The 13,144-nt window shown below is 72.1% G+C and carries 2 protein-coding genes; both read left to right on the plus strand.

The features are described from left to right. The coding region (locus tag AB0B50_RS44385) for a type I polyketide synthase (protein ID WP_362343737.1) at positions 1-12,008 on the plus strand (12,008 nt) is incomplete at its 5' end. Positions 12,009-12,119: 111 nt separating this feature from the next. Beyond that, positions 12,120-13,144: beta-ketoacyl synthase N-terminal-like domain-containing protein (locus AB0B50_RS44390; protein WP_362343740.1), on the plus strand; the 1,025-nt coding region annotated here is incomplete at its 3' end.

The following is a 13,144-nucleotide window of genomic DNA, read 5'->3' on the forward strand; positions in this document are numbered from 1 at the left end:
CGGGGCCTGTGGGTGGTGTGGTTCCTGGTCCGGTGGCGGTGGTGTTCTCGGGGCAGGGTAGTCAGCGGGTGGGTATGGGGCGTGAGTTGTATGCCTCGTATCCGGTGTTCGCAGCTGCCTTTGATGAGGCGTGTGCGGTGTTGGACGGTGAGCTGGCCGGGCATGTCGGACGGCCGGTCCGTGAAGTCGTCTTTGGTGAAGGCGCCGACAGTGCGGGTCTGCTGGACCGGACGGTGTTCACGCAGGCGGGGCTGTTCGCCGTGGAGGTGGCGTTGTTCCGTCTGGTGGAGTCGTTCGGTGTGCGGCCGGATTTTGTGGCGGGGCATTCGATCGGTGAGATTGCGGCTGCGCATGTGGCGGGTGTGTTCTCGCTTGAGGATGCGGCGCGTCTGGTGGCCGCGCGTGGTCGTCTGATGGAGGCGCTGCCTGCGGGTGGTGCGATGGTGGCGGTGCAGGCTTCGGAGGAGGAAGTGCGGCCGCTGCTGGCCGAGTTCGACGGCCGGGTCGGGATTGCCGCGATCAACGGGCCGACCTCGGTGGTGGTCTCGGGTGATGAGGATGCCGCATTGTCGGTGGCGGACCGGCTGCGCGGGCTGGGGCGGAAGACGAAGCGGCTGGTGGTTTCGCACGCGTTCCATTCGCCGTGCATGGAGCCGATGCTGGCCGGGTTCCGGGCGGTCGCGGAGACGATGACCTTCGCCGCCCCGGAGATTCCGGTGGTGTCGAACCTGACGGGTTCGGTGGCGTCGGCGGGGGAGTTGGGGTCGGCGGAGTACTGGGTGCGGCACGTGCGTGAGGCGGTGCGTTTCGCGGACGGTGTGGCGTCGCTGACCGCGCAGGGCGTCTCGGTGTTCGTGGAGCTGGGCCCGGACGGCGTACTCAGTGCGATGGGTGCGGAGACGGCCGCCGAGTCGGCGTTCGTGCCGGTGCTGCGCAACGGTCGTCCGGAGGCTGCCTCGTTGGTGACCGGGTTGGCGCGGGCGTGGGTGCACGGCGCCGCCGTGGACTGGTCGGCGTTCTTCGAGGGTGCGGGCGCCACCCGCGTCGAGTTGCCCACGTATGCCTTCCAGCGCCAGCGCTACTGGCTGGGCGAGGTGTCCCGAACGACGGAGGGCACGCAGGGCACGGAGGGCACGCAGGGCACGGCGGCCCTCGCCGCGTCGCCGCTGGGCAGGCGGCTCGCCTCGGCCGCCGATGGTGAGCGGCACCAGGCACTGCTCGACCTGGTGCGCTCGCAGGTGGCGATCGTCCTGGAGTACGGATCGGTCGACGACGTGGACGTGGCGCGCACGTTCAAGGACCTGGGTTTCGGCTCGCTGACCGCCGTGGAGCTGCGGAACCGGCTCAACAGCACGACCGGCCTGCGGCTGCCGTCCTCGCTGCTGTTCGACTACCCGACGCCCACGGCCCTGGTCGCCCACATCGAAGCCGAACTGACCGGCGGCTCGCAGGAGGACGCCGAACCGGTCGCGCCGCCCGCCGCGGCCGATGGAGAGCCGATCGCGATTGTCGGGATGGGGTGTCGGCTGCCCGGTGGAGTGGCCACGCCCGAACAGCTGTGGGACCTCGTTGTCTCCGGTGGTGACGCGATCTCTGCCTTTCCCGTCGATCGCGGGTGGGACCTGGACGCCTTGTACGACGAGGACCCGGAGCGATCCGGCACCTCGTATGTGCGCGAGGGCGGATTCCTCTACGAGGCGGCGGAGTTCGACCCGGCGTTCTTCGGGATATCGCCGCGTGAGGCGCTGGCGATGGACCCGCAGCAGCGGCTGCTCCTCGAGGTCTCGTGGGAGGCCCTGGAGCGGGCCGGCGTCGACCCGGCCACGGTGCGGGGCAGCCGGACGGGTGTCTTCGCCGGAGCCATGTCCCAGGACTACGGAGCGCTGCTGCACGAGGCGACGGACGGGCTGGACGGCTACCTGCTCACCGGAAAGTCCACCAGTGTGATCTCGGGGCGGCTGGCCTACTCCCTCGGTCTGGAGGGCCCGGCGGTCACCGTCGACACGGCGTGCTCTTCGTCGCTGGTGGCCCTGCACCAGGCGGCTCAGGCGCTGCGTAGTGGTGAGTGCTCGTTGGCGTTGGCCGGTGGTGTGACGGTCATGCCGACTCCTGGCATGTTCGTGGAGTTCAGCCGTCAGCGTGGGTTGGCGGCGGATGGCCGGTCGAAGGCGTTCTCGGATGCGGCGGATGGTACGTCGTGGGCTGAGGGCGTCGGCATGCTGGTGCTGGAGAAGTTGTCGGACGCGCGCCGCAACGGCCATCCGGTACTGGCCGTGATCCAGGGGTCCGCCGTCAACCAGGACGGCGCCAGCAACGGCCTGACCGCGCCCAACGGACCTTCTCAACAGCGCGTCATCCGCCAGGCGTTGGCCAACGCGCGGCTCACGTCGGCGGACGTGGACGCGGTGGAGGCGCACGGCACGGGTACGACGCTGGGCGACCCGATCGAGGCCCAGGCACTGTTGGCCACCTACGGCCAGGGGCGGTCGGAGGACCGCCCGCTGTTGCTCGGCTCGCTGAAGTCCAACATCGGGCACGCGCAAGCCGCGGCCGGCGTGGCCGGCGTCATCAAGATGGTGCAGGCGCTGCGCCACGGTGTGCTGCCGCGCACCCTGCACGTCGACCAGCCGACGAGCCATGTGGACTGGTCGGCAGGCGCGGTGGAGCTGCTGACCGAGCAGCGGGACTGGCCGCGGGTGGCGGGGCGGCCGCGCCGCGCGGGCGTCTCCTCTTTCGGAATCAGCGGCACCAACGCGCACCTCATCCTCGAAGACGCACCCGAACCCCTCGCGTCCACGGCCTCCGACGACGGACGCGCCAAGGACGGCGCCCCCGCCCGGTCGTCCGCGGCTTCTCCCCAGCCGTCTGCCGTGCCGTGGGTGTTGTCGGGACGTGGCCAGGAAGCGCTGCGTGGCCAGGCCGCGCGTCTGCTGGCCCACCTCGACGGCGACGAGAGCCCGTCGACGACGGGCACGGGTACGGGCACGGAAACAGGCACGGGCACGGGCACGGGCACGGATCCGGCGGCGACGATCGCGGGGCCCTCCTCCGTCGACGGGCCCTCCCCGCTGGACGTGGGCTGGTCCCTGGCGTCCGGACGTGCGCGTTTCCACGACCGCGCCGTGGTCGTCGGCGCGGACCGGGACCGACTCAGGGCCGGGCTTGTCGCGCTCGCCCGCGGTCAAGAGGCGCCCGGTCTGGTCGCAGGGCCCGCCGACGGCACGACCGACACCGACCGCGTCATCTTCGTCTTCCCCGGTCAGGGCTCGCAGTGGGCCGGCATGGCCGTGGAACTGCTGGACTCCTCACCGGTGTTCGCCGAGCGGCTGCGCGCCTGCGGTGCGGCGCTCGCCGAGTTCGTCGACTGGGATGTGGAGGCCGTGCTGCGGCAGGCCCCCGAAGCCCCTTCGCTGGACCGCGTCGACGTCGTCCAGCCCGCACTGTTCGCCGTGATGGTGTCGCTGGCCGAACTGTGGCGCTCGTACGGCGTGGAACCCGCCGGGGTGGTGGGCCACTCGCAAGGCGAGATCGCGGCCGCCTGCGTCGTGGGGGCGCTGTCCCTTCGGGACGCCGCCCGTGTCGTGGCGCTGCGCAGCCAGGCCATCGCGGCGGAGCTGGCGGGACTCGGCGGCATGGTCTCGCTGTCCCTCACCGCCGAGGAGGCCGCCGAGCACATCGCGGCCTGGGACGGGCGGCTGTCCCTCGCCACGGTCAACGGCCCGGCCTCCGTGGTGGTGGCGGGCGAGACCGGAGCCTTGGACGAACTCATGGCCTTCTGCGCGACCGAGGGCGTGCGAGCCCGCCGGATCGCCGTGGACTACGCCTCGCACTCCGCCGAGGTCGAGCGCATCGAGGACCGGCTGGCGGAGGTGCTCGCGGACATCGCTCCGCGCTCCTCGTCGGTGCCGTTCCACTCCACGGTCACCGCGGGGCCGCTGGACACGGCTGAGCTGGACGCCGGGTACTGGTACCGCAACCTGCGGCAGACCGTACGGTTCGAGGAGACCGTCGGCGCGCTGCTGGAGGACGGCGACGCGGTCCTGATCGAGGTCTCGGCGCACCCGGTCCTCGCGGTCGGCGTCCAGGAAACGATGGAGGCCCGCGGCGCGCAGCAGTCCGCGGTGGTCGGTTCGCTGCGGCGCGACGAAGGCGGCCTCGACCGCTTCCTCACCTCGCTCGCCGAGGCATGGACCCACGGCGCCCGGGTCGACTGGGCCCGCGCCTTCGACGGCACCGGCGCCTCGCGCGTCGAGTTGCCGACGTACGCCTTCCAGCGGCAGCGCTACTGGCTGCGGACGGCCCAGGGCGCCCGACCGGCCGACGTCGCGGGGGCGGCCGCCGACAGCGGCACCGATGAGCTGGAGGCGCGCTTCTGGGCTGCCGTCGAGGCCGAGGACCTCGACTCGCTCGCCGGCGCGCTCGGTCTCCCCGCCCTCCCGGAAGACCAGCCTCTCAGCGCCGTACTCCCCACGTTGTCTGCTTGGCGGCGGCACGGTCAGGAGCGGAGCAGGCTGGACGGCTGGCGGTACGACGTCACCTGGAAGCCCCTGGACCGCACCCCCAACCCGGTGCTGTCCGGCACCTGGCTGGTCGTCCTGCCCACCGGTAGCGCCGACGACCCGTGGGTCGAGGCCGTCGCAGGGACACCCGCCGCCCATGGCGCCGAAGTCATCCGTCTCGTCGTCGAGCAGGACGACGATCGGCAGACGCTGACCCGCCGGATCACCGAGTCCGTCGCCGCAGGCACCGCGCTCACCGGGGTGTTGTCCCTGCTGGCCGTGGACGAGGCGGATCACGCCGCGTACGACGGTGTGCCCACCGGTCTTGCGGGCACGCTGGCGCTGATCCAGGCCCTGGGCGCCGCCGGTATCGAAGCACCGCTGTGGTGCACCACCCGCGGTGCGGTGGCGGTCGGCCGCACCGAGCGCCCGACCGGGGCCCGGCAGTCCCAGATCTGGGGCCTCGGGCGCGTCGCGGCGCTGGAACACCCCGACCGCTGGGGCGGCCTGGTGGACCTGCCCGAGGTGCTCGACCGCCGGGAGCGGGAGCGGCTGGCCGCCGTGCTGGCCGGCGTCGGCGCCGAAGACCAGCTGGCCGTACGGCCGACCGGGGTCTTCGCGCGGCGCCTCGTCCGCGCCGCGCGGCGCGCCACGGCAACCACCGGCGGTGGTTGGGAGCCGCGTGGCACGGTGCTGATCACCGGTGGTACCGGTGCGTTGGGTGGCCATGTGGCGCGTTGGCTGGCGCGGTCAGGGGCCGAGCACTTGGTGTTGACGAGTCGTCGCGGCCTGGACGCGCCGGGTGCGGCCGAGCTGGCGGCGGAGCTGCGTGAGCTGGGCGCCGAGGTGACGGTGGCGGCCTGCGATGTGGCCGACCGGGGCGAACTGGCCGGGCTGCTGGGGTCGTTGACGGAGACGGACGGACGACCGCCGCTGACCGCGGTCGTCCACACCGCGGGTGTGCTGGCCGACGGAGTCATCGAGACGCTGGAGCCCGCACGGCTCGCCCACGTGCTGCGCGCCAAGGTCACAGCGGCCCGGCACCTGGACGAGCTGACGGCCGAACTCGGCCTCGACCTCGATGCCTTCGTGCTCTTCTCCTCCGTCATCGGCGTGTGGGGCAACGGCGGCCAGGCGGCCTACGCGGCCGCCAACGCCTCCCTCGACGCGCTCGCCCGCGACCGGCACGCCCGCGGACTGCCCGCGCTGTCGCTCGCCTGGGGCACCTGGAGCGGCGGTGGCATGGCGGACGAGCAGACCGGCGAGCGGATGCGCCGCCGCGGCCTGACCGCCATGGAGCCCGAACCTGCCGTCGAGGCGCTCGCCCAGGCGGTAGGCAGGGACGAGCCGTTCCTCGCCGTCGCCGACGTCGACTGGTCGCGGTTCGCCGCCCAGTTCACCGCGACCCGGGCCAGCCACCTCTTCGACACGCTGCCCGAAGCCGCACCCGAGTCCCGTTCCACTTCCGGTGCCGCCGGGACCGACGCGGCCGACTCCGGCCCCGCCCTGGCCCAGCAGCTCGCCGGCCTCGCGCCCGGCGAGCAGGAGCGCCTGCTCGTGGAGCTCGTCCGCACCCATGCGGCGGCGGTGCTCGGCCACACCGGGACGGACGCGGTGGCGATCGGCCGCGCGTTCAAGGAGCTCGGCTTCGACTCCATGCGCGTCATGGAGCTGCGCAACCGGCTGAACGCGGCCACCGGACTGCGGCTGGCCACCGGCGCGGTCTTCGACCACCCCACGGTCACGCTGATGGCCCGCCACCTGCGCACCGCACTCGTGGGACCGGACGAACCCGCAGACGCGGGAACCTCCGACCAGACGTCGGCCACCGCCGTCGGCACCGCCACCGTGGCCGACGACGAGGAGCCGATCGCCATCGTCGCCATGGGGTGCCGCCTCCCCGGCGGGGTCCGTACCCCCGAGGAGCTGTGGCAGCTCCTCACCGAAGGGCGCGACGCCGTCGCCGGATTCCCCACCGACCGCGGCTGGGACCTGGCGGGCCTGTACGACGCCGACCCGGACACCCCCGGCAAGAGCTACGCCCGCGAGGGCGGCTTCCTCTACGACGCCGCCGAGTTCGACGCCGCCTTCTTCGGGATATCGCCGCGCGAGGCGCTGGCGATGGACCCGCAGCAGCGACTGCTCCTCGAGACCTCCTGGGAGGCACTGGAGCGGGCCGGGCTCGACCCGTCCGCGCTCAAGGGCAGCATGACCGGCGTCTTCGCCGGAATGACGTACCAGGACTACGGAGCCCGACTGCACGAGGCGCCCGAAGCGGTGGAGGGCTACCTCCTCACCGGAAAGTCGTCCAGCGTCATCTCCGGGCGCATCTCCTATGCCCTGGGGCTCCAGGGACCCGCGATCACGGTGGACACCGCGTGCTCGTCCTCGCTGGTGGCCCTCCACCTGGCGGCTCAGGCGCTGCGTAGTGGTGAGTGCTCGTTGGCGTTGGCCGGTGGTGTGACGGTCATGCCGACTCCTGGCATGTTCGTGGAGTTCAGCCGTCAGCGTGGGTTGGCGGCGGATGGCCGGTCGAAGGCGTTCTCGGATGCGGCGGATGGTACGTCGTGGGCTGAGGGCGTCGGCATGCTGGTGCTGGAGAAGTTGTCGGACGCGCGCCGCAACGGCCATCCGGTACTGGCGGTGTTGCGCGGCAGCGCGGTGAACCAGGACGGTGCAAGCAACGGTCTGACCGCCCCCAACGGCTTGTCGCAACAGCGCGTCATCCGCGCGGCGTTGGCCAATGCGCGGCTGACGTCGGCGGACGTGGACGCGGTGGAGGCGCACGGTACGGGTACGACGCTGGGCGACCCGATCGAGGCCGAGGCACTGCTGTCCACCTACGGCCAGGGACGGTCGGAGGACCGTCCGTTGTGGCTGGGTTCGCTGAAGTCCAACGTCGGTCACACGCAGGCCGCGGCCGGTGCGGCAGGCGTGATGAAGATGATCCTGGCGATGCGGCACGGTGTGCTGCCGCGCACCCTGCATGTCGGCGAGCCGTCGTCGAAGGTGGACTGGTCGGCGGGTGCGGTGGAGTTGCTGACCGAGCAGCGGGAGTGGCCGGAGTCCGAGGGCCGTCCGCGTCGCGCGGGCGTCTCCTCGTTCGGTGTCAGCGGCACCAACGCGCACCTGATACTGGAGCAGGCGCCTCCCATGGAAGAGCAGAGGCCCGCCGAACAGGCGGAGTCGGCGCAGATGCCGGTGGTGCCGTGGGTGGTCTCGGCGCGTGGCGCGGAGGCGCTGCGGGGTCAGGCGGAGCGGCTGCTCTCTCACGTCGAGGGCACCCCTGCGTCGTCGCTGACGGATGTGGGTTGGTCGTTGGTTTCCGAGCGGGCGGTGTTCGAGCACCGTGCCGTTGTCCTGGGCGCCGGTCGGGACGAACTCGCCGACGGTCTGCGGGGGTTGGCCTCCGGTGAGTCGGCCGTGAACGTCACCGCGGGACACGTGTCGGGCACCGGGCGTACGGCGGTGGTGTTCTCGGGGCAGGGTAGTCAGCGGGTGGGTATGGGGCGTGAGTTGTATGCCGCGTATCCGGTGTTTGCGCGGGCCTTTGATGAGGCGTGTGCGGTGTTGGACGGTGAGCTGGCCGGGCATGTCGGACGGCCGGTCCGTGAAGTCGTCTTTGGTGAAGGCGCCGACAGCACGGGTCTGTTGGACCGGACGGTGTTCACGCAGGCGGGGCTGTTCGCCGTCGAGGTGGCGTTGTTCCGTCTGGTGGAGTCGTTCGGTGTGCGGCCGGATTTTGTGGCGGGGCATTCGATCGGTGAGATTGCGGCTGCGCATGTGGCGGGTGTGTTCTCGCTTGAGGATGCGGCCCGTCTGGTGGCCGCGCGTGGCCGTCTGATGGAGGCGCTGCCTGCGGGTGGTGCGATGGTGGCGGTGCAGGCTTCGGAGGAGGAAGTGCGGCCGCTGCTGGCCGAGTTCGAGGGCCGGGTGGGCATTGCCGCGATCAACGGCCCGACCTCGGTGGTGGTGTCGGGTGATGAGGATGCCGCTCTGGCGGTGGCGGACCGGCTGCGGGGGTTGGGGCGGAAGACGAAGCGGCTGGTGGTTTCGCACGCGTTCCACTCGCCGTGCATGGAGCCGATGCTGGCCGGGTTCCGGGCGGTCGCGGAGACGATGACCTTCGCCGCCCCGGAGATTCCGGTCGTCTCGAACCTGACGGGTTCGATCGCCTCGGCGGGGGAGTTGGGGTCGGCGGAGTACTGGGTGCGGCACGTGCGCGAGGCGGTGCGCTTCGCGGACGGCGTGGCGTCGCTGACCGCGCAGGGCGTCTCGGTGTTCGTCGAGCTGGGCCCGGACGGCGTACTCAGTGCGATGGGTGCGGAGACCGCTCCCGAGTCGGCGTTCGTGCCCGTGCTGCGCAGCGGCCGTCCGGAAGCGGAGGCGCTGGTGTCGGGTCTGGCGCGTGCCTGGGTGCACGGCGCCGCCGTGGACTGGTCGGCGATGTTCGAAGGTACGGGTGCCACCCGCGTGGAGTTGCCGACGTATGCCTTCCAACGTCAGCGCTACTGGCTGGACACCTCGGGCGGCGCGACCGGCGCGGCCGCGGTCGCCGGGCTCGGGCTGGCATCGATGGAGCACCCGCTGCTGGGCGCGGCGGTGGAGCTGCCGGAGTCCGGCGAGGTCGTCATCAGCGGTCGGCTCTCCTTGCAGACTCACGCCTGGCTCGCGGACCACGCGGTCGAGGGCGCCGTACTGCTCCCCGGCACCGCCTTCGTCGAGCTGGCCATCCGTGCCGGTGACGAGGTCGGCTGCGACACGGTGGAGGAACTGACGATCCAGGCACCGCTGATCCTGCCCGAGGAGGGCGGCGTGCAGCTGCGGTTGACCGTTGCCGCGCCCGACGACTCCGGTCGCCGTGCCATGGTCGTGTACTCCCGGCCGGACGACACCGGCTACGACGAGGAGTGGACCCGGCACGCCACCGGTGTGCTGGCTCCGTACACCGCCGCCGAGACCGCCGAGCGGAGCGGCGCACCCGATCTCACGGTGTGGCCGCCGGCCGGTGCGGCTCCGGTGTCGACCGACGATCTCTACGCGGACTTCGCCGCCAACGGCTACGACTACGGCCCGGTCTTCCGGGGCGTGCGCGCGGCCTGGCGACGGGGCGAAGAGGTGTTCGTGGAGGCCGCGTTGCCCGAGGACCAGTGGTCCGAGGCGGCGAAGTCCGCCCTGCATCCGGCCCTGCTGGACGCCTCCCTGCACGGGCTGCGACTCGGCGACTTCTACCCCGACCGCACCATCGTCCGGCTGCCCTTCGCCTGGCGCGGTGTGTCCCTCCAGAGGGCGGGCGCGCCTCTGGTACGGGTGGCGCTGAGCCCCGCGGGCACCGATGCCGTGTCCGTGGTGGTCGCGGACGGCGCGGGTCAGCGGGTCGCCGAGATCGACTCCCTGGTCCTGCGTCCGGTCGCCCCTGGTGGGCTCGGCGCGGCGGTGCGAGGACCGCGGGACGGGGACGCGCTGTTCCGCGTCGAGTGGCAGCCGCCGCGCAGCCCCGCTGCCCCGCGCAACACCCTTGCCGCCTCCGGCACCTGGGCCGTGGTCGGTCCGGACGAGTTCAAACTGAGTGTCCTGCCGTGTGACGCCCTTGGCACGGACAGCAGCACGGGGGACACCGGGACGGCCGCCGTCGAGGTCGCCACGTACACCGACCCGGCCGCACTCGACGCCGCCGTCGACACCGGTACCCCGGTACCGGACGTGGTGTTCGTCGCCTGCACCTCCGGTCACGGTGTCGACGCCGCGACGGCGGGGGCGGGTCAGTCGGCCGGTGAAGTGCGTGTGGCCGTCGAGCACGCGCTCGCCGTCGTCCGCTGGTGGCTGGCCGACGACCGGTTCGCCGAGTCCAGGCTGGTCCTGCTCACTCGAGGCGCGGTCGAGGCCCGCTCGGGGGAGCGCCCCGACCTGGTGAACGCGCCGCTGTGGGGCCTGATCCGGTCGGCGCAGGCGGAGCACCCGGACCGGTTCACGCTGGTCGACCTGGACGACGAGGAAGCCTCCCGTGTGGCGCTGCCGCGCGTGCTGGAGTCCGGCGAGCCCCAACTCGCGGTCCGCGATGGTGAGTTGCTGGTACCGCTGCTGGCCAGGGTGTCCCCGACCGGGAGCGAATCCGCCGCCGACGACGGTTCCGCCGGCTCCACCCGCGGCTTCGACCCCAACGGCACGGTGCTGGTCACCGGCGCCACCGGCACGCTCGGCGCCCTGCTCGCCCGACACCTGGTCGCCGAGCGCGGTGTGCGGCATCTGCTGCTCACCAGCCGTCGTGGTCCCGCGGCCGACGGCGCCGCCGAACTGCGTGCCGAACTCGTCGAGCTCGGGGTCGAGGTGACCGTCGCGGCCTGCGACACCTCCGACCGCCAGGCGCTCGCCGGGCTGCTCGCCGACATCCCGGCCGACCGCCCGCTGACCGCGGTCGTGCACGCGGCCGGGGTACTGGACGACGGCGTCATCACGACGATCAACCCCGAGCAGATCGAACGGGTGCTGCGCCCCAAGGTCGACGCCGCCCTGCACCTCCACGAGCTGACGCGGGAGCTGGACCTGTCCGCGTTCATCCTCTTCTCCGGTGCGGCGGGCACGCTCGGCACGGCAGGCCAGGGGGCCTACGCGGCGGCCAACATCTTCCTGGAGGCGCTCGCTCGGCACCGTCGTGCGCAGGGTCTTCCGGCGCAGGCGCTCGGCTGGGGCCTGTGGGCCGAGCGGAGCGGCATGACCGAGCGGCTGGGCGAGGGCGCCGTACAGCGCCTGGCCCGGATGGGCATCGCCGCCATGGCGACCGAGCGCGGTCTGGCGCTCTTCGACGCGGCCGAGGCCGTGGACGAGCCGGTGGTACTGCCGATGCGGCTGGACATGGTCGCCCTGCGCGCCCGTGCGGCGGGCACGGACGGAATCCCCCCGGTGCTCCGAGGGCTGGTACCGACCGCCGCGGCACGCAGGCCGGTGGCGGCGACCGACGGCGGCGGTGCGCAGGATGCCGAGAGCGGCGCCGAGGCGCTCCGGAGCCGCCTGGCGGCGCTCGGTGCCGAGGCGCGGGAGGAGGTCCTCCTGGATCTGGTGCGAACGCATGCGGCCACGGCACTCGGCCATGCCACCCCCAGTGGTATCGAGGCCGGACGTCCCTTCCGGGACCTGGGGTTCGACTCCCTGACCGCCGTCGAACTGCGCAACCTGCTCAACGCGGCCACCGGGCTGCGGCTGCCGGCCACCTTGATCTTCGACTACCCCACACCGGGGGCCCTCGCGGAACAGCTGATGGCGGAGCTCGTGCCGGCGGACAGCACGCCCGCCGAGGCAGGCCTGCGAGAACTGGACGCGCTGGAGTCGCTGTTGGCCGGAGTGGCGGACGACGACCCCTTCCGGGGACGTCTCCAATCACGGCTTCAGGAACTGCTGACCGGGATCGGGGGCACGGGCGCGGCCGACGGGGGCGGCCAGAACTCCGTCACCGACGTGCTCGAATCCGCCAGCGACGACGATCTCTTCAGCTTCATCGACGAACAGTTCTGACACCGGCCGACACCAGGCCGCTTCTGACGCCACATCAGAGGCTGGCTCGGAGGAGGCTGCCACCCGCTGCCAGGCGTGAAATCTTCGAATTGTGAGAGGGAAAGTTCAGGGATGGGTAACGAGGAAAAGCTTCGCGCCTATCTGAAGCGGGTCACGGGGGATCTTCACCAGGCCCGTGAGCGCCTTCAGCAGCTCGAGGAAAGCAGTTCCGAACCGATCGCCATCGTCGGCATGAGCTGCCGCTACCCAGGCGGCGTGGCATCCCCCGCCGAGCTGTGGGACCTGGTTGCCGCCGGCGGCGACGCGGTTTCCGGCTTTCCCGTCAACCGCGGTTGGGAGATCGAGAACCTCTACGACCCGGACCCCGAGCGCAAGGGCAAGAGCTACACCCGCGAGGGCGGCTTCCTGCACGACGCGGATCAGTTCGACCCCGACTTCTTCGGCATATCGCCGCGCGAGGCCCTCACCATTGACCCGCAGCAGCGTCTGCTCCTGGAGACGAGCTGGGAGGCGCTGGAGCGTGCCGGGATCGACCCGGAGACCGTACGCGGCAGCCGTACCGGCGTGTTCGCCGGAGTCATGTACGACGACTACGGCGCGGCGCGGATCTACGGCGGCACCCGTGACGAGTTCGAGGGCTACCTGATCAACGGCAGCGCCTCCAGCATCGCGTCGGGCCGTGTGGCGTACACGCTGGGCCTGGAGGGTCCGGCGGTGACGGTGGACACCGCGTGCTCGTCGTCGCTGGTCTCACTGCACCTCGCGGTCCAGGCCCTGCGTTCCGGGGAGTGCACCCTGGCGCTCGCGGGCGGTGTCACCGTGTTGTCCACGCCGTCGGTGTTCGTGGAGTTCAGCCGTCAGCGAGGCCTTGCCGTCGACGGCCGTTGCAAGGCGTTCTCCGATGCCGCGGACGGTACGGGCTGGGGTGAGGGCGCGGGCATGCTGCTGTTGGAGCGGCTGTCGGACGCGCGGCGCAACGGTCACCCGGTGTTGGCGGTGGTGCGCGGCTCGGCGGTGAACCAGGACGGTGCGAGCAACGGTCTGACGGCGCCGAACGGTCCGTCGCAGCAGCGGGTGATTCGCGCGGCGTTGGCGAATGCGGGTGTTTCTGCCGCTGAGGTGGATGTGGTGGAGGC

The sequence above is a fragment of the Streptomyces sp. NPDC041068 genome, assembly GCF_040647455.1.
Classification (GTDB): domain Bacteria; phylum Actinomycetota; class Actinomycetes; order Streptomycetales; family Streptomycetaceae; genus Streptomyces.